Genomic DNA, 21,118 nt, shown 5'->3' with positions numbered 1-21,118 from the left:
TGAAAGGCGGTGGTTGGGAGCCCAATCCATAGTGGATAGGACGATACCCTAGAAATCAAAGTAATCAGATGTTGTTTCCAATACAATTAGTCAAGGGGGATTTTATACCATGTTCAAATCCAGGAAATCGTTCAATGTGCTGCTTTCAACGGTCCTTATGGGTTCCGTTATCGCCGGTTGCTCTACGAAGGAAGATACGGCCTCTACAAGCGTTAAGCCAGCTGCTACAACCGATAACAAAGCAAACGACACGACACCGATAAAAATGACGTTCTTTGATAAAAATACGGGCGATGCTTTCACGAACGATGTTGCGAAGGAAATTACGAAACGGACGGGTGTTACGATCGAAATTCAGCAGCCAACGGGCAATCCTTCCGAAAAGCTGAATCTGATGCTCGCCAGCAGCGATCTGCCGGATCTTGTGCTAATGGACCGCGGAGATATCGTTAGTAAGTACATCGCCGCAGGGGCGATTATTCCGCTGGATGATCTAATTGCGAAATATGGTCCCAACGTGCAGAAAATGTATGGGGAAACCTTGAAAAAGACGCGGTTTACCGACGGGAAAAACTACTATCTTTCTAACTGGTACGGCCCGGAGAATGAGCCCGTATTCGGCATAAATATGCGCAAGGATTGGCTTAAACAGATTGCTCCGGACAAAGCTGAAGGCGGAAAGCCGTTCACGGCAGATGAATTCGAGACGCTGCTGAAAGATTTTAAAACAAAGCTCGGCAAAGTGGACGGTAAAGACGTATTCCCGATGAGCTTCAACGGTGAAAACATGGGCGCTGTGCTCGGAACGTTTAAAGGCATGTGGGGGATGAAAACATACTACGAAGATAATGGAACACTGAAGTACGATGTGAAGGATCCGAAATATAAGGACATGCTGTTGTACTTGAATAAGCTGTACCGCCAAGGATTGATTGATCCGGAATGGCCAGTCAACAAGAAGCAAACGTGGGAGCAAAAAATTTCTAACGGACTTGTATTTGCATCACCAGGCGCTTATTGGGATTTCGGTACGCCTAACGGCGTGCTTAAGAAAGCAGGCGGACCTGAAAATCAGCTTTATCCGTATAAACTTGTAGGACCTGGCGTTGACCCGGCAAAAACGACATTAGGACCCAAAAGCTCGCTCGGTTGGGATGCGATAGCGATCACAAAAACGAATAAAAACCCAGAAAGAACGATGAAACTCATTGACTTCCTTGCTAGCGAAGAAGGCCAGTACCTTCTCATGTGGGGAATAGAGGGTGTGCACTGGGATAAGAAGGACGGCAAGCATACGCCGCGTCCGGAAGTTCTTCAAGGCTTTAAAGATGATTGGGATAACTTCGCGAAGAAAACAGGTATTCGCAAATGGACTTGGTTCGTGAAGAACGGTAAAGGCTCCGACGGTACGCCGTATGATTTGCCGGGACGTTACCAACGTAACGAGATCGACCAGATGGCACTGAAGAACTTGTCCGATACGGTGTGGGAAACAGCGGCTTATGATAATCTCGGCCCTGCCGGTGGCACCCCGGATGCGCTCGTCAGCCAGAAGATTTCAGATATCATGAGCCAGACAATTACGAAAGTGATCATCTCTAAGACCGATACGGATGCAGCCGCTTTGTTCGATAAAATGCTTGCCGATATGAAGGCGGCAGGTGACGAGAAGGTTGAGAAAATCATGAGCGACAACTACAAGAAACGCATGGATCTTTGGAAGTAAGAGAGGATGCAGATCAGGAAGCCGAGGCACTGTTCCGGCTTCCTTCTTCATTTAAATAGGCGTGAAGGAGCGGATAATGATGATTTCCAGTACGATTATCTTTCAAGAGTTGAACGGGCAAGTGGTTGTAGAAAATGGGTTGTGCCGAATTATTGTGGATTTGGCAAGCGGATTAACCGAATATGAATGGGATTCAGGGAGCCGCTTAAGCAGCGCTTACAGTGCAGTGCGGATTGAAGGCAAATACTTTGCTTCGACCGAATATTCAGAGCACAAACTGGCCGTTAGCGGCAATCATATGATCCATGATGATTTCGGCACAGGTCTCCGCTTCTCTGTGATTCATTCAGCTGAGTCGCTTCCGGTTATGACGCAAACGTTCTGGCTCTATGAAAAAGTGCCATATTTTTTCGTTCAAGTCGAGCTGGAGGGTGAATTGGAAGCTTTGGAGACGAACTATATTTCTCCATTGACGGTGAATCCAGCTACGGGATCATCAGCGATGTCTTTGGACGTAGAGGTAAAGGAATTACGTGCGCTGCTGGTGCCTTTCGATAACGACAAGTGGGTGCGTTACGAATCAATCGCTATGCCGAATCAGCTGGAAAGCTACGAGGTAACAGCTATATTTGAACCTGTATCGAGAAAAGGGTTAGTTGTTGGTTCTGTTACACATGATACTTGGAAAACCGGTCTGAAAGTGGTTGGATCTGAAGGAGCTGCTATCCACCATCTGGAGGTATATGGTGGAGCAGTAGGAGAATATACACGCGATACCATGCCTCACGGTACACTGATCGGCAAAACAGTTGCTTCACCGCGCATCTTTGTGGGCATGTTTGATGATTACAGAACCGGACTGGAGGAATACGGGAAGGCAAATGCAGTTATAGTCCCGCCTCTTCAATGGGACCACGGTGTTCCGTTCGGATGGAATAGCTGGTCGGCGGCTGGGGGCGAACTCGACTACGAGCTTTACACCCATACGTCGGACTTCTTAAAGAGCTTGCACGATGGCGGGTTTCATCATCAGGGGACGGTCTATATAAACTTTGATTCATTCTGGACGAACTTATCGCAGGAGCAGCTCGAAGACGCCGTGCGTCACGTTCGTGACAATGGACAAAAACCCGGCATTTATTGGACACCTTTTGCTTTCTGGGGGAACGATTTCGATCGGGTTGTGGAAGGCACCGATGGCAAGTATACGTACCGAGATCTTCTGCTGCGCGATGAACAGGGGCAAATTTTACCCGAGTTGGACGGCGGACTTGCGATTGATTCTACCCACCCTGGCAATCTAATGCGGACGGAGTGGCATCTTGAACGTTTTGTCAGGTGGGGCTTCGAGTACATTAAACTCGACTTCCTTGGACACGGTGCTTTGGAAGGCATGCACTTCGATAAAGAAGTACGTACAGGACTTCAAGCCTACAACCTTGGCATGGATTTGATCAAGACTAGGCTTGATCCCATGGTTATTGGGCGTCCCTTCTTTATAAATTTGTCCATCGCGCCGATGTTTCCACATCAATACGCGCATAGCAGGCGCATTTCATGTGATGCTTTCGGTACACTGAAGGATACGGAGTATATGTTGAATTCACTCACATATGGTTGGTGGATGAATGGGACCCTATTTCCTTTCAATGATCCTGACCATACCGTACTATATAAGAGCTTCAACCAAGAACCTACGATGGCACAGGAAGGTAGGAGTCGTCTGAACGCTTCCCTCATTGCCGGGACAGTTCTTCTCATGGGGGATGATTTCCGTAATGAGGAAGCAAGAACTAGGGCAGAGGACTGGTTGAGCCGACCGGAGCTACTAAAAATTGCAGGGACAGGAAAAAGTTTTGTTCCGGTTGAGGGAAATACAGATGCTGCTTCCGACAATGTGTTTTTCAAAATGGCAGATAACGACTGTTTTATAGCCGTGTTTAACTTTAATAAAGATGAAACGGTTGAGAAACATATATCCATTGAGCGTTTGGGTCTGCCCAAAAATGCGACGTATTGGCTGCATGATCTTTGGGAGGAAACCGCATTTCAGTCAACAGGAGATTTAAGCGTTCGCTTGGAACCGGCAGAGTCGAAGATTTTTAAGTTGAATCTATAGAGGAAAGAGCTGCATGCGCAGCTCTTTTTTAACTTAAGGCTATTTTTCGCTTTTGCTATTATTGGGACAATAATCTTTTATAAGTGGAAAGGGTTCCGAAGTGCAAACCTTCATGGTACAGGTTATAACGGAGCGCTTGCTCTGGAGTTACTAGAGCAAGTCCCGTGGACGTATTAAGCGCAGCTACATCTTCGTTCAAGCGGTCCATTGGATACTGCTCGCGAATTCTATCCAGCTGTTCTGTCAGCAGGGTTTTCAATTCTGGCAATGTCGGATTAGGTAGCGAAGCAGGGAACGTGTCCAAGGGCGACTTACCGGAAACGAACCGATCAGTAAACCCTTCTGGCAGATGCAACGGGATATTTTTCAGCTGCGATAGCGCCAAGAACTCCGTAACGACATAGATGTGACCAAGGTGCCACCGGATATTATTGCGGAAACCAGCGGGAATGCGATCCGCGAGTTCCTCAGTTAGGCCTTCGAATGCTTTCAGTGTTTCTGTTCTAATATTGATCAATTCTTCGAAAATAGTTGTTTTCATCTGTATCGCTCCTCGATTGTTTATGATTTATATGTTTCTCTTTTTCTAATTCATTACCAGGCTTTTCTTTGAAAAGAGGCGTTACGCCTTGTCGTTCTGAACGCTTCTACCTTCATAGAACATGCGATCGGGGATTTCTGCTTTCTCTTTGGCCGTCAAATCAACCGCGCTTAATTTAAAGATAGCGGTTTTACTCCCTAGCGGGGAAATGTACCGCTCCAAATGAGTCCGCCCCAGCGGTTTATCATAATAGCCTGGCACATATTTATCCAGCATGACCTGCATGGCGGCCGTGGCTTCATCTAAATCGTGTACACGTTCCAAGTTACCTTCGATGATAACACTCATAAAGGCGGTATCCGTTTTAGCGGGTATCGGGCTCGTGATGGTTCCGTAATTTTCACTGATGGTGAAACAGGCTCGAGGGTTTTGCTCGATATAAGTGATTTTTCTTCCTTCTTCTGCCCCATGAAAATAAATGGCGTTGTTCAGAAAAGAGAAATTGAGTGGAATGACATAAGGGACATCTTCTGAAGATAAGCCGAGAAATCCAATTTGGGCTTGTTCAAGAAAGCGCTGGATTTTGTCTTCATCCGTCGAGCTGCGTTTCACATTGCGAAGTGGAAACATCGTATTCATCGCCTTTCAATTAGTGGAGTTTGGTAAATGACGAATCAATTGATCGTTTCCAAATACTCTCGGATTTGTGCAGGGGTCTTTGCAAATTTACTGTGCAGATGCGCTAATTTCTCCCCATTCTTAAATACCAGCAAGCTAGGAATTCCTCTGACGTCATATTTTTCGGTAAGCTCTTCGAATTGCTCGGAATCCACCGCATAGAATTGCTTATCCGAATGTTCGTTAATAATGTCACCGATAAATCGCTCTAAATTTTTACAATCATGACACCAAGTGGCATCGAATTTCATAATCGTGTAGCCTTCACCGTTGATTTTCTCTTGAAATTGCTGTTGTGTTTGAATACGTTCCATGTTTATCGATCCCTTCTCCATATATTGTGAATTAATGGTTTTCGTTATGCTCCAAAAATTTCTCGACATCGATAGCTGCCATTGCACCGCTGCCCGCCGCCGTAATCGCCTGACGATATTTGTTGTCCTGGACATCTCCGCATGCAAAAACGCCAGGGATGCTTGTTTCGGAAGTGTCTGAATGTAACTATTAATTTACGTTACGATGGTTACGGATCATACTATAACATGAACAATCACGGTTGGCAAGTAACTAGATAAATTAATTTTGGTTGTTACAACGGAGGTGCCCCACATAAAAGAAAAGGAGTTGAGGCACGATAATAGGGGACAAGTATATTCCTCGTAAATAATAAAAATGCGAAAAGGGTATCCTCCTTAACCGATAACTAGTGCGAGCACTGTAATGGGATAAGTTCTAGGCTACCCTTTTTATTTTGAATGATGTTTTGATAAGAAACTTATTTTCCTGCGTAAAAAATTAAATAGTTCTCCACATTTGCCCGAATATAATTGCTATCATGTTTACCTGCACTATGGTGATATTCGGATTGGATACCACGTTGCGTGAGCAGTTGATAGAGCATCTCGGTACCTTCATAAAATTTATTATCATCTTGATCACCACAATCCAGATAGACCTGAAGTTGTTGTAGATCGGCAGTTTTGGCGATGATTAGCGGATCTCTTTCTTTTCTAATCTCATCAGTCGGGTAAAGAAAGCTTTTCAAGTCTCCGACTTTCGAAAAATCATCAAGCCAGACAGCCGGCATATGTCCACCTACCTTACTAAATAAATCTGGATGGCGAAATGCGCTGTGCAAACTTATGAATCCCCCCATGGACTGACCACCGATATAACGTCCTTCACGGTTTGAAATTGTACTCAAATGAGAGTCCACATATTGAATAACTTCCTGGGTGATGTAATCCTCATACTGACCACCGATTCCTACTTTGGGCGTGTTAAGGCCATATCCGTTATCAGCCTGAGGGGCAACAATAATGATAGGATTAATTTTTCCAGAAGCAATGAGTTCATCTGCTTTTTTCTCGATTCCAATCCCAGGCATCCAGCTGGTCTCATTGCCATTGAAGCCGTGATATAGATATAAAACAGGGTACTTCTTTTTGCCATCGTAGCCTTTAGGCAGGTACAAACTTAGAATCATGTCTTTACCTAAAGCTGCACTTTGCAACGTGATGCGTTTCAACTGTGAGGCTTGTGGCATGTCAGCAGGGTTGTTCTTCCACTCAGGTTTTACGGAGACAGGAGGGGAATACTTGCTTTCCCCTAAAGCATTGGCTGCTGCAACTTGATAATAGTAGGTTTTTCCATCAATCAGATTGGAGTCTTTATATGTAGTTGTTGATACAAAGTTATTTATGGTTTCAAATCCGCTTTCAGGCATAGTGCTGCGTTGTATCACGTATTTTTCGGCAGCTTTGGCTGGTGTCCATGAGAGATTAGCCTCTGTGTCTCCTGCCACTACTTTTAATTGCTCAGGAGTGGAAGGAATCTCCTTAACTAATGCAGACTTTTCATTCTTGCCAAAGATTGAGGTTTCCGAGATGCTGTTCCAGCCGTTTCCTGTCGAGTTACCATGTCCGAGAATACGTACATAGCGGGCTTCTGTTTCTGGAAATTCGAATGTTTCCAGTTCACTAGATGTCCCAGAGCTTTTCCCAGAGATCATTTTACGGAAAGTTTGGTTATCATCAGATAGTTCGATATCGAAGGATGAACTGCGTGTGTTTCCTTGATAGAATGCAATTTGTAAGGATGAAACAGCACTTTTTATGCCCAAGTCATACAGGATCCATTGACCATCTCCATTGGCTGACCAGCGAGAGTCGAAGCGATGATCGACCGTATTTTCAGGTACATTGCCGTCATTTCCACTCGCCGTAATAGCAGCGACTTTCAACTCTACCGCTTTATTGGCTTGATTAACGGATACGCTTGATGAAGATGAATTGCTTGAACAACCTGATGCTGTCAGCAAACAACTGAGAGATAAGACGAGTAATAGATGAGATAAATACATGTTTGAAAAGACACCCCTTATGAGTTGAATGGATTTAAAACGCCATCTCGTTACTCATTCTATCATTGGAAAATTTTTCTTAATTGTATATTTTTGGGTGTGTATTGTGTTTTAAATATGCGAATGGATTAATTGGTCTAATTCAGGGGGAGAATATATAGAAAATATTGTAACGAACTGGTAGTAATGGTGCAGAGTATGATTGATAAAGTAAACCTAATTGAGGGAATTCAATGAAGAAGATGTGGGTTTTAGTATTCGTGATATCAGTGCTTTTGTGTGTCAGCATGACAATCAAATCGTACGGAAATAATGTCAAAGAAAAGCTTTTGGAGGATAATGTCAACGGCTACAGATTAACTTATCCTGATTCCATGGTAGTAGAACGTTCATTGCAGCCCATTCGAACCGTGTTGTATGATCCTAACACCAAGATCGAAATTTATTATGATAACTTTCAAGGCACGATAGCGGATTCGTGTATTTACATGAGCTATTCCAATCAAAAAGTGATTGAGGATACTTATAATATGGTGGAGAAAGACGAAACCAAGATACTAAACGGGATGAAAACCCATGTTCTCAAGTGGCATCGTGATAAACTTACTAAAATTCCAGATGACAAAAATTATTATGTATCCATTGAGATTGCCAAAAACAACGTAGAGGTATACACACTACTGATCAAATCCAGATTGCCGATTCAAAATGAGTTAGAATGGATCAATGGTTTTAAGATCATGGATAAAACAGAGACCGTTACACTGGAAACTCATTTTAAGGAGTTGCCGTTACTAAGAAACAAAGAAACATTGAAGGCCTACAATCACTATTTCAAAAACGACCTACTCAGATGGGGGATTTTTCAGCCTGACGCGCCTGATAAGTTCACGAACCTCAAGAAAAAAGAAGATTATTTACATTACACGTTTGATGTCCTTGTACGTTATCAATCCATCACCCAAGAACTCCCGAAACAAGCATTAATGAATGCATGGCATAATGACCGTTTGGTGGAATTGACATTGCAAACCATCGGTAGCGAACACAAAGCCAATTTCACATATGACATATTAAACGGAAAATACGATGCCTATTTTCGACAATACGCAAAAGATTTAAAAGGGTTTGGTCATCCTGTATTGTTTCGGCTAAACAATGAAATGAATGGGGACTGGGTTGGGTATTCAGCTTATTTCGCTTCGAAAGACACTGATTTATATAAAGCGGTCTGGAAATACGTGTACAAAGTATTCAACGAAAACGGGGTCGACAATGTGATCTGGGTGTGGAATCCAAATCATGAATCGAAGCCAGATTTTGCTTGGAATCACGAGTTAATGTATTATCCTGGTGATGAATATGTGGATGTGGTAGGTTTAACAGCCTATAATACAGGGGATTATTACAAAGCGGCAGGCGAAAAGTGGAGTACGTTTCAAGAACTGTACGACCTTCCATACAAACGATATGTACAATGGTTTGATAAGCCATTGATGATTACAGAATTTGCTTCAAGTTCGATCGGAGGCGACAAGGCGGCATGGATTGAAGACATGTTTCGTATGATCCCCATGTATCCGAAAATTAAAGTCGCGATCTGGTGGAATGACATAGATTGGGATGGGGAAAAACCTGCCCGGATTTATGAAATTGATGATAACAAGTCAGTCATGAATTCCTTTCGAAGTGGATTAAAGTCTTTGCAGAGCAGAGAATAAGAGTATTTGTTAACTCGGCTAACGGTGAATGATAGGAGCTTGCCTCGCGTAAGCTCTTTTCTGTTTGTTCATGTAACGGTCAGATTTGCATAGGTGAATTAAATGAATGATTCCGATTTATTAAGGAAGGGAATTATCCACTACTAGCGAATTACCTTGTGAGAAAGGCATTAGGATGTCGCTAGAAAGGAATGAATCTTTATGTCAAAAATACAAGCTGTATTTTTAGATCGTGACGGAACTATCGGCGGTACAGGACATTTTATTCATCCCAAAGAGTTTTCTTTATACGAAGGTGTTCAAGAATCAATAAACGATTTAAAAGCATCGGGAATCAAGGTATATGCTTTTACAAATCAGCACCGAATCTCCCGAGGACAGGCAAGTATTGATGACTTTCGAACTCAATTTAAAGAATATGGGTTTGATGATTCGTTCATTTGTCCCCATTGTAGTAATGATCAATGTGTTTGTAAAAAACCAAATCCTGGGATGTTACTTGAGGCAGCAGAAAAATATGGGCTTGATTTGAAGCAGTGTGCAGTGATAGGGGATGTCGGTGATACGGATATGTTAGCAGCGCATGCGGTTGGGGCAAAGAAAATATTAGTTAGAACTGGCTGGGGAGAAGCATCACTTAAGGACTATCGAATCAAATGGAAAGAAACTGAACCAGAATATATTGCAGAAAATATGAATGATGCGGTGAAATGGATTTTGCAAAATCACTCGTGAAAAATTACGACGAGAAACGATAGTTGAACATTTAAAGGGCTGCCGCGGGGCAGCCCTTCAAATGTTCACTAATCACCTTTTAGAAACCAAACCTTTGTGATTAGATCATCCTTTATTTCATACATTGCAACTGCTTCTAGAATGGCACCTTCTAATCTTCCAGTTATTTCTTCATGGTCGATTACATATTTTCCATGAAATATTCTTTTATCAACAGTTGCTATCATATTAGGGTATGTTTCGAACAATTTTTGATAGCGCTCTCTCATGGCCTCTTGACCTTCCATGGTAAGTGTATTAGGAAATTCGAATATTTTAACATCTTCACTATAACATCCCATAAATAATGCAATATTTTTATCGTTATACGCTTGTAATTGTCTTTGTACAACAGACTCACTCATATTACTTTCCTCCATAAATAAAGATATTGTTTTTAGTTAGTATATTAATTATTACAATATTATACTAACTGAGAACCATTAAGTAATTGTTACATAATTGAAATCTTATTTTCATGTGTTATTAATCTTTCAAGCCTATAATAAAGATCGACCCCCTTTTAAATATAAACTTAGACCCTCAGCCCGTTGCTGTGGGTCTCTTTTTTTCATTTGACTACAGGGCAGGATAGTTTAATTACATCACGAATACAAAAATAAAAATATTTTGCAATGGTCGAAAACAGCCAAGTAGGATACGTAGTAGAATGAACTTGACCAAAGTAAGGAGGAACCATTAGATGACAATAACAATTCCCGAGTGGCAAATTCCGAAGCCAAAGAAATCAGTATTAGAGTGGCTGCTTGAGGGAGACCCTGCGATCCGCTGGCAGGTAATGCGTGACCTAACCAATGATCCAGATGACCGTGTTGCCGCGGAGCGATCACGGATTGCCTCAGAAGGTTGGGGTGCCCGGATCCTCGGCTTGCAATCTTCGGAGGGCAACTGGGGCGGGGACGCGGACGCTCGGAACTGGCTATGCACGAGCTACACCTTGTTGCTTTTGAAGGACCTAGGCTTGGATCCATCGGGAGAGGAAGCACGCAGATCGATCGGCCTCGTGCGTGACCACATCACCTGGCCGCAGCAAATGGGCGGCCAGCCCTACTTCGACGGCGAGACTGAGCCCTGTGTCAATGGTTGGATTCTTGGAGTGGGTGCCTACTTCGGAGAGGCAAGCTATCGGTTAGTCGACCGACTCCTCGGTGAGCAGCTTGAGGACGGAGGCTGGAATTGCGACGCCCCTCAAAGTCGACGATCCTCTTTCCACAGCACCATCTGCATCCTGGAAGGACTATTAGAGTACGAAAAGGCTAAGGGTAGATCTGCTGCGGTAACGGACGCCCGCGTCCGGGCACAAGAGTACCTTTTGGAGCGTCGCATGTTGAGGTCCCTATCATCAGGCGAGGTGATCGATCCCAATTGGACGCGTTTCTCGTTCCCGACCACGTGGCATTACGACGTACTGCGGGGTCTTGATTACTTACGCAGTGCGGGTGTCAAACCCGATGAACGGGTCACCGAGGCCGTCGGACTAGTGGCGAAGAAACAAGACCACAATGGGAAATGGCCGCTCGAGAACTCTCACCCCGATCGAGTTCACTTCGACATGGAAGATGTGGAAGGCGAGCCAAGCCGCTGGAACACTCTCCGCGCCTTACGTGTGCTGGATTGGTATTCAACACGACACTAACGTATCCGATGGAAGAGGATTGGCAACTGTTGGCGCGTTAAGTGCCACTAGCTAAATTAGCGACAGTCTAAGACTTTATTTTCTAGTCTCTGGCTGTCGCTGTTTCGATTTCGAGGGCTGAAAGCCACTGCACCAATTGTTAAAGCATCTTGCAGTCATGTTTTTTATTTTTTGCAATTTTGTTCAGTAACTGGCATTGAGTGGCATCTACTCTTATGGAAGACCTAAATATCTAGGAGGGCCGGCATGGGCGCTGATCATGGCAAACAATTGGAGATTGAAGAGCGATCGTCGGTACATACACAGGCACTTCGTGACCGTGATCTTGCGGAACGGGCAAAGCACGGGGATACTGAAGCATTTGGTGAGTTAATTCAGATGCACAGGGGGCGGGCCCGGCAGTGGGCGGAACATATGACCGGTGACCCACATTTGGCAGATGATGTTGTTCAAGAAGCGCTAATTCGAGCATTTCTCCATGTGGGGACGTTGGCGGATACGAGCCGTTTCTTGCCTTGGCTGCATCGGATCGTACAAAACCAGGCTAAGATGCGTCTACGACGCGGAGGCCCGTTTCGGCGTGAGCGACCGATTGGGGGATGGGATGAACAGGATAGGGTCGGCGGCGGAAACGTGGATTGGGAGAATCTCGAATCGATCTTGTATCACTTGACCAGAACAACTTCTATGGCAGCGGATAAAGAAAACAATCCAGAGGAATTAGTAGTACGAAAAGAACTGTATGAGACGATCCACATTCTGCTTCATTGCTTAAACCGTAAAGAGCGAGGGATGTTTGAAGCGCATTTCTTCCGGCAATTGTCCCCTGATGAAATCGCGGCAATGTATCATACAACGACAGGATCTGTACATACGTATCTCCATCGTTCCAGGCGTAAGCTCCGCCAAGCCCATGTTCGTGTAATGTTAGGCCTTCCGCCAGAGAAAGGAGGAGCCGAAATGATGCATGCAAGGAAAATCCAATTGACGGAATGGCCGGTGACATCGACTGTCCTAATGACGTTCATCGATCGTATAGGACACATGTTAGCTACGATGGGTGACCATAGGACCATGTCCGAGTTAATGGGAGTGTCGGGATTTGCTTTTCGTTTTAAAATCTCTGACAAGACCACATATGCCGACGGAATTTATATCTTTGACTGGCGCCATATTCTGAGTACATTCATGGAAGATTTGGGCTATAAAGTCAGTATTCTTTGTGGCCAATTGTCGCAAGCAGCTATACCTCTGTTGGCAGCTGCGGAACGTTTTCCAGTAGTATTGCCAATTGAAGAGGCGATCCTGCCGTTCATCCGTAAGTATGTGGATACAGGGAAGCCAGTGTTGTATTTTGATACTTTGGCAACGTCGCCATATGTTCATGAATGGACTTTAATCTATGGATACGACGACAACAAGCGGGAAGTGTATGTGACAGACATCATGCGACCGGAAGGAAAAACCTTGTCATACGAGGACTTAGCGGAAAACCCCCTGCGATTTCTTGCAGGGATCGATGAAAAGATTGAGGTGAAGAAAGAGTCGGAAGTAGAAAGGGCGCTTAGACAGATTCAGTTTGCAGTTCGGTATGCTCGTACGGGATGTGATTATTTGCCGAAGACCGTATATTTATCATATACCTCAGGCCTTTCTGCCTTTGACCGCTGGGTTGGGCACTTGAGCAACCCCTCCGTTCTTCCTAATCGTTATGGTATGGGTCAATTATCTGCTGTGTATATGGAAGCCAAACAATATGCGGCTAAATTCTTGAGGACCGTCCCTTTAACAGGAGAAGCCATGAGGTTGGTATTGCTCGCTTCGGAAGCATATATGCAAGGCGCCAAACAACTTGAGATGGTGAGTAGTAAGTTGCCTTTTATACGCAATTCAACTTTACTATCACCAGAGACTAGAAACGAGTGCATAGCACTATTGCAAAAAGCTAGAGAGTTTGAAACGGCTGCAATTGGCTATTTGGAAAATGCATTAAGTACATGGGATCGGGAGGAAATATAAATGAGTAAAATACAAATACGGTATTTAACACAATTCGAACATGTAAATCACTTAATGATGGCAAAGGAATCTTTCGAAGCATCTCATCCGGATGTAGAGATCGTTATCGAACAAGCGGCTGATAATTTTGAATCCATGCGTGTATTTCAAACAGAAGCGCCAGACATCATGGATTCAGGTGGTTGGTGGCTGTTTAATCAAAAAGGGGTCTTTATAGATTTATTACCATTCGTGCGTGAGACCCCGGGGCTTGAAGCCGACCTGAACTCAGGAATCATGCGGGTGGCAACAAAGGATGGCACATTGCCGGGACTTCCTGTCGATGTGGCGGTTCCACTCATCCTGTATAAAAAAGCAATGTTAGATGCGGCAGGTATTACTTATCCGACAGATGATTGGACATGGGACGACATGATTGCCATGGCGAACAAGTTGACCTTACGCAATGAATCAGGCGTTGCAACACAGTTCGGTTTTGGAATCGGACCGGATATCGAGGATTACGAGCCGTTCATCATGAGGAATGGTGGAAGTTATTTAGTACCGGACGGTTCTACTTCAAGGGGAACTGTCGATAGCGAGGCAACGGTCGAGGCGTTTCAGAAGATTATCGACATGTACCGCGAACATAAAATCACGAGAAAACCAGGGGAACCGTCGGAAGCAGGAGAGTTGCATCAACGTTTTGCCCTAGTATTTGGATATACTTGGTTTGCAGGCGGGTTAGAAAGAGCCGGTATAGGAGAGCAATATGGGGTTGTTGGACTCCCTCGTATGCCTGGCGGAGTTGAGGCAAACATGATTTACATGGGTGCGAGTGGTGTTACTACGAAGTCGAAGCAACCCGAGATTGCATGGGCTTTTCTTAAACACTACATCTTGGAGCGGATGGAAAACTTTCAGCAGCCTCGGACTTTACCGATTACTAGGTCGCTGTCCGAAAAAAGCGGTATGAACCGACATAGGTTTTGGTCGCGATATTTGAAAGAATTGGATTCAGTGCAAGTTAGCGGCTTCTATATCAACGAAAAATGGAACACATCCCGCCAATTAATCAACGTTGACATTAACAAAATGATTAATGATGGAGCGGACGTCAGGCATATGTTAAAGTCGTGGACGCGGTTTTCATAGAACATCAGCTATTTTCATTCCTCACCTTCCCCTTTTATGAGAAGTGTGTTGTTCATTGATATTTAACGGGGGAGCTTCGTACTTGATCAAAAATGATAGTCGAGGTCTGCTTTCTGTAGGATTTGGTATATTAACATTAATTTTAGTGATAATTACATTCCCTTTCTAATAAATGAAATACCCATTTTGCCTACACAACATCAAGTCAACCAGAGTGTTTAGTAGACGAATATAGGGAACTCTTATTATATGATTCCAAAAGACCAGAGAATGCACTAATGATTGAGGGACTTCTCTGAACGACATCATTTTTATTTGTGGAGGGAACAGAATGGAAGTTTTTACAGAATTTTTAGCGCACATTGATAACCTGCAACATCGGGAACGAACGGAAGAAGTGTTGACTTGGGTAACTAATAAATTCCCAAGTTTAGTGCCAAAAATTGCATGGAATCAGCCGATGTTTTCCGATCATGGCACATTTATTATTGGCTTTAGCGTAGCCAAACAACATTTGGCTGTTGCCCCTGAAAAGGCAGGGATTACTCACTTTTCTGATGACATTGTGCAGGCTGGTTATGATCACACCAAGGAGTTGGTACGTATCAAGTGGAATAGCCCGGTTGATTTCTCATTACTTGCGAAAATGATCGAGTTTAATATGTTGGATAAGGCAGATTGTTCAACTTTTTGGCGGAAGTAGAAAAAATAGGAAATGATTCTTCAATCAGAATCAAGAGCCCACCCCTTATAACAGCATTGGTTTAACGTCCAATGACTGCAATAAGGGGTGGGTTTCTTTGGCTAATATTCTAAATATTTAATTTGTAATAAAATTTAATTTCAAAAATAAATATCCAAAAATATAAACAGTGCCACGCCGCTGCACGTAGTTTAACGGTTGTGAGCGCTTTATTTGTTTTGTATACTAAGCAATACTAGGTATTTCCCCATATTGTGGATTTCAGGCAGTGATTAGAAATTAACCTGACTATCCCAAACAAAGCGAGGCTAAGTTATGACAATATTCAAAATTCCGGTTTTTCAACCGAAGCCGCATTCGTTGAAATACCGACTAATCCTTATCCTTTTTATTAGCTCTCTTGCGCCGTTAATTCTTATTGGAAGCATTTCTTATTTCTCCATGTATGCCATTTTACAAAATAAAGCTGAGGGCGGAGTCTTAAGCAATTTGCATCAAGTAAGGTTATTGCTTGAAGATACACTCGGCCAGTTAAATCACACTTCGCAGCAGCTCGCCTTTGATGGAAGGGTTGGCAAAAACCTTGAGAGCTATTTGGCAGCGGATATCTATGAGAAGAAAAGATTGAACGACGAGATCAGAAGCGAGTTAGGCTTGATTCATTTTACGAATCCGACCCTTGGATTGATGTTTTATTATTTTGAAAATGATAATCAAGTATTGTTTGAGAATTTTAGCGTGAGTGACAATTATAACCTTAAGCAGCTTCCTATACTTATTAAATTCGATAAACTTACCTATATGGGACCGCATCTTTCTCTAAATCCGATTGACGGCAATCAGGTTCTATCGATCCTGCGTAAAGTCGAACTGCCGGATCGTGATGATGTTTATGTCTATATTGAAACTAATTTTAAATTGGCCGAAAGTATCCTCAAAGACAACGATCAATTCGGTGGCAACTTGGTTCATCTCATCGTCGATAATCATGGCAAAATTGTATATAGTGAGAATTCCACTGATTTTCCAGTAGGGATGGTATATGTCGACAACAATTCGAATAAAGACATTTCGGGCAAATATAGAATGTTCGAGGAATCAAGCAATCAAACTTGGAAAGTTATGGCTGCTGTCCCGAATTCCGTATACAACCTCGAAGTCTATAGGTGGATGAAACAGTTTGTCTTTTTTGCCATTTTAACGCTTATAGCAAGTTTCTTCATTGCTTGGCTCATTTGGCGAACAGTATATCGTCCGCTCAAACTACTAAGTACGGATATTCGCAATGTAAAAAGTAACAACGAGGTTTTCCCAAGAAGACAATCTCAGATCTCAGAGTTTGCTGTCATTTACAAAGAGTTTGCAGAAATGAGAAGTCGAATTTTCGAATTAATCAGCGAGGTGGAGCAGAAGGAACAGAGTAAAGCGTTTCTCGAAGTCGAGAAACTAATGACTCAAATCAATCCTCACTTCATTCACAATACGCTTGATACGATTCGCTGGCTGGCTCGTGCGAATGGACAGAAAGATATTGATCGTTTGGTGTCCACCTTGAACAAAGTGCTCTATTATAATCTCGGTAAAGGCGGACCAGCCAAAATAAAGGATGAAATAGACGCTTTAAAAAACTATGTTGAGCTGCAAGGCATCCGATATAACTTTCATTTTGATGTGAAGATTCAGGCGGATTCCAAGTCACTTGAACTACCCGTTCCCAGGTTTATTCTTCAGCCTCTTGTTGAAAATGCGTTATACCATGGCTTAGGAGACAATGGCGTTATCGAAGTCAGAGTGATAGAAGATGGCGAGTCACATGTCATCATTGAGGTGAAAGACAATGGAGACGGGATGACAGAGGACGAAATTGAACAATTGATGAGCGAAAATACGCTTGAGAAAAAGAAGGTAGGCATGGGGATTGGGCTGCAATATGTATACCGAATGGTGAAGTTCCAATTTGGATCAGCCGCAAGCTTCCATATTGAAAGCACAATTGGCTCAGGGACGACGATCGTACTTCGTCTTCCGATAGGAGGTGTTCGCTGATGATAAAAGTTATGGTTGTGGACGATGATCACTTGGTACGCAAAGGTTTCATCATGATGATGCCTTGGCACGAGCATGATTTAGAGGTCGTAGGTGAAGCTGGTAACGGTAAAAAAGCGTTGGAGTTTTTGGAGAATAATCAAGTGGACTTGCTTATTACCGATTTAGCGATGCCTGTTATGTCAGGTATTGATTTAATGAGGTGTGTGAAAGAAAAGTATAGGGATATTAGCATGGTCGTATTGACGTTTCATCAGGATTTTGAACTCATTCAGGAAGCGCTTCGTCTAGGGGCACTGGATTACATTACGAAGATCGAGCTTGAACATGAGCAAATGGACGAGGTATTAAGAAGAATTGTAGCTAAAATGAAGGATCAGAATATACGATCAAGGGACACGAAAGTGCAGATCCAAGGCAGTACAACTTTTGCCGAGGAGGACAAGGGGCTTTATTCTCCTGAAGTGAATGAAAGTATTTGGAGGGCAGTAGAAATCATTCATGCTGAGTTTCAAAATGATCTTTTATTGCCGGATATCGCCAAAAGGGTGAACATGAGTCGCAGCTATTTCAGTCGCTGTTTTCGGGATATTGCCGGGAAAACGTTTAACGAATATATCCGTGAAGTGCGGGTGAATCATGCGAAATCCATGCTTAGTCAGACAGGGAAATCGATTGGTTGGATCGCCACGCAAGCAGGATATCCGAATGAAAAATATTTTAGCAAAGTATTCCGGGAGTTGACGGGGATGCTGCCTGGTGAGTTTCGCAAGAGCCAGGGTTGAGTGCCAATCTTAACTGGCTAAAACATAACCAAATAGGACAAGGTCTCAAATCGTCTCCTACAAAGTGCACTTTTGTCTACTGAGCGTTCCCAGAATGCCGATTATGAGACGATTTGCTCCGAAACATAAGACATTAATTGACCCGAAAGCCTTTCATTTTATTTAAGATGTAAATGTAAGGTATTTAAAGAGGAGGGGCATTATGAAAAATAAAAAGGCTCTAATTTCCATGATGGCAATCGCAGTTCTGATGACAGCTTGTTCAAGCAACACCGGAGGGACTGGCAAGGATGGCGGCGGTCAAACGGCAGCAGATTCAAACGCTAAAGTAGACCCTTTCAAAATGCCGAATCCGATTGAAGTTACAACTTTCAAAAGTTTAAGCCCTGGGGCGAAGTTGCCGGCTGGTGATACCGTTGAAAGTAACCAGTACATGAAATATATCTCACAAAAAACCAATATCAACTTTAAAATTTTATGGTATGCGGCTCCTCAGGATTATGATCAAAAGATGAAACTGGCGATCGCGAGTAACGATTTACCGGATGTGATGCTAGTAAACGAGCAAACCTTCCTGTCGCTAGCTGAAGCTGGTCAAATTGAGGATTTGACTAAAGTTTATGATAAATATGCTTCCCCATTAACAAAGGAATTGTACGCATCAACGAACAACAAAGCGCTTGAGAAAGCAACCTACAAAGGCAAATTGATGGGTATCCCGAATATTAGCGTACAGGCCGATGCTGCAAGTATGGTGTGGTTACGCAAGGACTGGTTGGATAAATTAGGAATGCAGCCGCCGAAGTCGATTGACGATGTTACTGCGATCGCGAAAGCTTTTATAGAGAAAGATCCAGACGGCAATGGGAAAGCGGATACAATTGGAATCGCCGGTTACGAAAATGCATTGGCTGTTAACGGGAAAGCGCAACGGGGCGACTTCAAGGGTATTTTCCAAGCGTTCGGTGCGTATCCGTCCGGTGGGGTACAAGGTGTTTCGAACTGGATCAAGGATAGCTCCGGTAAGGTCGTTTATGCTTCGTTAACTCCTGAAACGAAACAAGCGCTAAGCAAACTGCGTGATATGTACGCGGCAGGTGTAATTGATAAGGAATTTGCGCTGCGCAAAGATCCGAACGAGAATATCGTTTCTGGTAAAGCAGGGATGTTCTTCGGACCATGGTGGTCAGGTGGTTTGGCTTCCGATGCGATGAAGCTCAATCCAAAGGTTGATTTCGTACCGTATTTAATCCCTGATGCTAAAGGCAAAGTGAACACAATGATGGTGCCGGTAAGCACACAATTTGTCGTTGTGAAGAAAGGTATGAAAAACCCTGAAGCGGCGATGGTTTACGCGAATACGTTTATCAATGCTCAGCGTAAAGTAGATCCAGACGCTTTGAAATTAGACTTCACAGTTAGCGCAGAATACTGGCCGATCGGAAATGCGACCTACGACTTTGCGGATGCTGTTGAAAGGAAGTCCGATACATTGCAAAAAGCTATGAGCGGACAAATCAAGCCCGATGATCTTAATCCAGAAATGAAAGAGCTGTTCGCGAAGGCAACTCGTGACAAAGCCAATCCTAAAGCAGATTTGAAAGATTGGTCTGGCTATTTTGGATACACCGTACCAGCAGATTTGCTGAAACAGAACATGAATAAGGTGTACAGCGAATTTACAGCAAACACCAAAACGATGGAAAGAAAATGGGCTAATTTGCAAAAGTTGGAGAAAGAAACGTTCTTCGGAATCGTAATGGGCGAGAAGCCGCTTGATGCGTTTGATAAGTTCGTTACCGATTGGAAAGCACAAGGCGGCGACGAAATCACGAAAGAAGTAACAGATGAACTAAGTAAATCTAAAAAATAATAAATGGAAAGAGCGCACCCCCTGACCTATTGGTAGTGCGCTCTTTCTACAATCAAATTGTATAAGCTGGAACCAGAGGTGTATCACTTATGAACATTAAATCATTTTACAAGCACTACCATTTGATGCTCCTGCCGGGTATTGTGCTTCTTATTATTTTTCAACTCATACCGATGTTCGGTATCGCAATTGCATTCCAAGATTTCAAAATTGGTTTAGGAATCTGGCACTCCCCTTGGATTGGGTTTGAAAATTTTACTTACATGTTTCAAATGGAAGACAGTAAAACGATTTTCTTTAATACGGTATTTATTGCTGTATGTAAAATAATCGCGCATCTGATCATTCCACTTACATTTGCTATTTTGCTCAATGAGGTCAGATTCAGCATCTTCAAAAGATGGGTGCAGACGGTTGTGTACCTGCCTCATTTTATTTCTTGGGTCATATTGGCGGGCGTTGTGATGGATATGTTGTCGTTAGACGGCATCATTAACAGTGCATTGAAAATGTTTGGTTTCGAACCGATCATGTTTTTGGCAAAAAACAGTTGGTTTCCTACGATTGTGGTTAGCTCTGATATTTGGAAGGAATTTGGATTTGCTGCCATCATCTATTTAGCTGCATTAGCTGGCATTAATCCTTCCCTCTATGAAGCGGCTGAAATAGACGGCGCTAATCGATTGAAGCAGTTATGGTATGTCACATTGCCGAGCTTGGTTCCGACAGTTGTCTTATTGGCTACCCTGAGCATAGGTAATATCCTGAACGCAGGATTTGATCAAATTTTTAACTTGTATAATCCGCTTGTCTACCAATCAGGCGATATTATCGATACGTATGTATACAGGGTCGGTCTAGTACAGGCGCAATATGGCTTAGCTACAGCCGTCGGTCTGTTGAAATCGATGATCGGATTCATACTGATTATTATTTCTTACAAAGTTGCCTATAAATACGCAAATTACAGAATTTTCTAA

Annotated in this window: 17 protein-coding genes and 1 pseudogene; 12 read left to right on the top strand and 6 right to left on the bottom strand. The window is 43.2% G+C overall.

Features of this window, described 5'->3' with window-relative positions:
* Positions 1-109 precede the first annotated feature (109 nt).
* A complete protein-coding gene (locus AC58QC_RS00905) occupies positions 110-1,726 on the top strand; it encodes an extracellular solute-binding protein (RefSeq protein WP_497413329.1) in 1,617 nt (538 codons plus the stop codon).
* Between the two features lie 76 nt (positions 1,727-1,802).
* Positions 1,803-3,845: an alpha-galactosidase gene (locus AC58QC_RS00900; RefSeq protein WP_497413328.1), complete on the top strand. Its 2,043-nt coding sequence runs from the start codon at positions 1,803-1,805 to the stop codon at positions 3,843-3,845.
* Between the two features lie 58 nt (positions 3,846-3,903).
* Here the strand turns inward: AC58QC_RS00900 and AC58QC_RS00895 are convergent, their stop codons facing one another.
* The 5 genes and pseudogenes from AC58QC_RS00895 to AC58QC_RS00875 all read right to left on the bottom strand — a co-directional run bounded on the left by AC58QC_RS00895 (position 3,904) and on the right by AC58QC_RS00875 (position 7,426).
* Positions 3,904-4,386 (bottom strand): DinB family protein, encoded by a 483-nt coding sequence (locus AC58QC_RS00895; RefSeq protein WP_497413327.1) that lies wholly within the window; start codon positions 4,384-4,386, stop codon positions 3,904-3,906.
* An 81-nt stretch (positions 4,387-4,467) separates the two neighbouring features.
* A complete protein-coding gene (locus AC58QC_RS00890) occupies positions 4,468-5,016 on the bottom strand; it encodes a pyridoxamine 5'-phosphate oxidase family protein (RefSeq protein WP_497413326.1) in 549 nt (182 codons plus the stop codon).
* A gap of 44 nt (positions 5,017-5,060) precedes the next feature.
* The gene (locus tag AC58QC_RS00885) at positions 5,061-5,378 is read right to left on the bottom strand and encodes a thioredoxin family protein (RefSeq protein WP_497413325.1); all 318 of its coding nucleotides are present in this window, start codon (positions 5,376-5,378) and stop codon (positions 5,061-5,063) included.
* A 31-nt stretch (positions 5,379-5,409) separates the two neighbouring features.
* Positions 5,410-5,553: pseudogene (locus AC58QC_RS00880) on the bottom strand (thioredoxin-disulfide reductase); the annotation flags it as partial.
* A gap of 286 nt (positions 5,554-5,839) precedes the next feature.
* Entirely contained in the window at positions 5,840-7,426 is a 1,587-nt protein-coding gene (locus AC58QC_RS00875; RefSeq protein WP_497413324.1) for an alpha/beta hydrolase-fold protein, read from the bottom strand.
* Positions 7,427-7,659: 233 nt separating this feature from the next.
* On the opposite strand from AC58QC_RS00875, the gene AC58QC_RS00870 reads away from it, so the two are divergent.
* Together AC58QC_RS00870 and AC58QC_RS00865 are read left to right on the top strand one after the other, a co-directional pair.
* Complete coding sequence (locus AC58QC_RS00870) at positions 7,660-9,147, top strand: glycoside hydrolase family 26 protein (protein ID WP_497413323.1); 1,488 nt, start codon at positions 7,660-7,662, stop codon at positions 9,145-9,147.
* Positions 9,148-9,348: 201 nt separating this feature from the next.
* Positions 9,349-9,882 (top strand): HAD-IIIA family hydrolase, encoded by a 534-nt coding sequence (locus AC58QC_RS00865; RefSeq protein WP_497413322.1) that lies wholly within the window; start codon positions 9,349-9,351, stop codon positions 9,880-9,882.
* A 68-nt stretch (positions 9,883-9,950) separates the two neighbouring features.
* On the opposite strand, the gene AC58QC_RS00860 is transcribed toward AC58QC_RS00865, so the two are convergent.
* A complete protein-coding gene (locus tag AC58QC_RS00860; RefSeq protein ID WP_497413321.1) occupies positions 9,951-10,286 on the bottom strand; it encodes a nuclear transport factor 2 family protein in 336 nt (111 codons plus the stop codon).
* Between the two features lie 338 nt (positions 10,287-10,624).
* On the opposite strand from AC58QC_RS00860, the gene AC58QC_RS00855 reads away from it, so the two are divergent.
* The 8 genes from AC58QC_RS00855 to AC58QC_RS00820 all read left to right on the top strand — a co-directional run bounded on the left by AC58QC_RS00855 (position 10,625) and on the right by AC58QC_RS00820 (position 21,118).
* On the top strand, positions 10,625-11,578 hold the full coding sequence (locus AC58QC_RS00855) for a prenyltransferase/squalene oxidase repeat-containing protein (RefSeq protein ID WP_497413320.1): 954 nt from the start codon (positions 10,625-10,627) through the stop codon (positions 11,576-11,578).
* 246 nt (positions 11,579-11,824) lie between these two features.
* Positions 11,825-13,597 carry an RNA polymerase sigma factor gene (locus tag AC58QC_RS00850; RefSeq protein WP_497413319.1) on the top strand — a complete coding sequence of 591 codons (1,773 nt, stop codon included), beginning with the start codon at positions 11,825-11,827 and terminating at the stop codon, positions 13,595-13,597.
* Positions 13,598-14,731, top strand: coding sequence for an extracellular solute-binding protein (locus AC58QC_RS00845; protein ID WP_497413318.1), 1,134 nt, complete (start codon positions 13,598-13,600; stop codon positions 14,729-14,731).
* Positions 14,732-15,062: 331 nt separating this feature from the next.
* Positions 15,063-15,434 (top strand): iron chaperone, encoded by a 372-nt coding sequence (locus AC58QC_RS00840; RefSeq protein WP_497413317.1) that lies wholly within the window; start codon positions 15,063-15,065, stop codon positions 15,432-15,434.
* Positions 15,435-15,749: 315 nt separating this feature from the next.
* Entirely contained in the window at positions 15,750-17,480 is a 1,731-nt protein-coding gene (locus AC58QC_RS00835) for a sensor histidine kinase (RefSeq protein WP_497413316.1), read from the top strand.
* Positions 17,480-18,265, top strand: a complete 786-nt coding sequence (locus AC58QC_RS00830; RefSeq protein WP_497413315.1) for a response regulator transcription factor — start codon at positions 17,480-17,482, stop codon at positions 18,263-18,265. Before AC58QC_RS00835 ends, AC58QC_RS00830 begins: the two co-directional genes overlap by 1 nt.
* Positions 18,266-18,467: 202 nt before the next feature.
* Positions 18,468-20,138 (top strand): extracellular solute-binding protein, encoded by a 1,671-nt coding sequence (locus AC58QC_RS00825; RefSeq protein WP_497413314.1) that lies wholly within the window; start codon positions 18,468-18,470, stop codon positions 20,136-20,138.
* Positions 20,139-20,227: 89 nt separating this feature from the next.
* Positions 20,228-21,118, top strand: coding sequence for an ABC transporter permease (locus AC58QC_RS00820; protein ID WP_497413313.1), 891 nt, complete (start codon positions 20,228-20,230; stop codon positions 21,116-21,118).

Source organism: Paenibacillus sp. J22P51, assembly GCF_059692215.1.
This window is presented reverse-complemented; position numbering and strand designations above follow the sequence as displayed.

Bases quoted from the DNA above. Each gene is read 5' to 3' on its own strand.
- AC58QC_RS00905 (WP_497413329.1), top strand. From the start codon at position 110: ATGTTCAAATCCAGGAAATCGTTCAATGTGCTGCTTTCAACGGTCCTT.
- AC58QC_RS00900 (WP_497413328.1), top strand. From the start codon at position 1,803: ATGATGATTTCCAGTACGATTATCTTTCAAGAGTTGAACGGGCAAGTG.
- AC58QC_RS00895 (WP_497413327.1), bottom strand. From the start codon at position 4,386: ATGAAAACAACTATTTTCGAAGAATTGATCAATATTAGAACAGAAACA.
- AC58QC_RS00890 (WP_497413326.1), bottom strand. From the start codon at position 5,016: ATGTTTCCACTTCGCAATGTGAAACGCAGCTCGACGGATGAAGACAAA.
- AC58QC_RS00885 (WP_497413325.1), bottom strand. From the start codon at position 5,378: ATGGAACGTATTCAAACACAACAGCAATTTCAAGAGAAAATCAACGGT.
- AC58QC_RS00875 (WP_497413324.1), bottom strand. From the start codon at position 7,426: ATGTATTTATCTCATCTATTACTCGTCTTATCTCTCAGTTGTTTGCTG.
- AC58QC_RS00870 (WP_497413323.1), top strand. From the start codon at position 7,660: ATGAAGAAGATGTGGGTTTTAGTATTCGTGATATCAGTGCTTTTGTGT.
- AC58QC_RS00865 (WP_497413322.1), top strand. From the start codon at position 9,349: ATGTCAAAAATACAAGCTGTATTTTTAGATCGTGACGGAACTATCGGC.
- AC58QC_RS00860 (WP_497413321.1), bottom strand. From the start codon at position 10,286: ATGAGTGAGTCTGTTGTACAAAGACAATTACAAGCGTATAACGATAAA.
- AC58QC_RS00855 (WP_497413320.1), top strand. From the start codon at position 10,625: ATGACAATAACAATTCCCGAGTGGCAAATTCCGAAGCCAAAGAAATCA.
- AC58QC_RS00850 (WP_497413319.1), top strand. From the start codon at position 11,825: ATGGGCGCTGATCATGGCAAACAATTGGAGATTGAAGAGCGATCGTCG.
- AC58QC_RS00845 (WP_497413318.1), top strand. From the start codon at position 13,598: ATGAGTAAAATACAAATACGGTATTTAACACAATTCGAACATGTAAAT.
- AC58QC_RS00840 (WP_497413317.1), top strand. From the start codon at position 15,063: ATGGAAGTTTTTACAGAATTTTTAGCGCACATTGATAACCTGCAACAT.
- AC58QC_RS00835 (WP_497413316.1), top strand. From the start codon at position 15,750: ATGACAATATTCAAAATTCCGGTTTTTCAACCGAAGCCGCATTCGTTG.
- AC58QC_RS00830 (WP_497413315.1), top strand. From the start codon at position 17,480: ATGATAAAAGTTATGGTTGTGGACGATGATCACTTGGTACGCAAAGGT.
- AC58QC_RS00825 (WP_497413314.1), top strand. From the start codon at position 18,468: ATGAAAAATAAAAAGGCTCTAATTTCCATGATGGCAATCGCAGTTCTG.
- AC58QC_RS00820 (WP_497413313.1), top strand. From the start codon at position 20,228: ATGAACATTAAATCATTTTACAAGCACTACCATTTGATGCTCCTGCCG.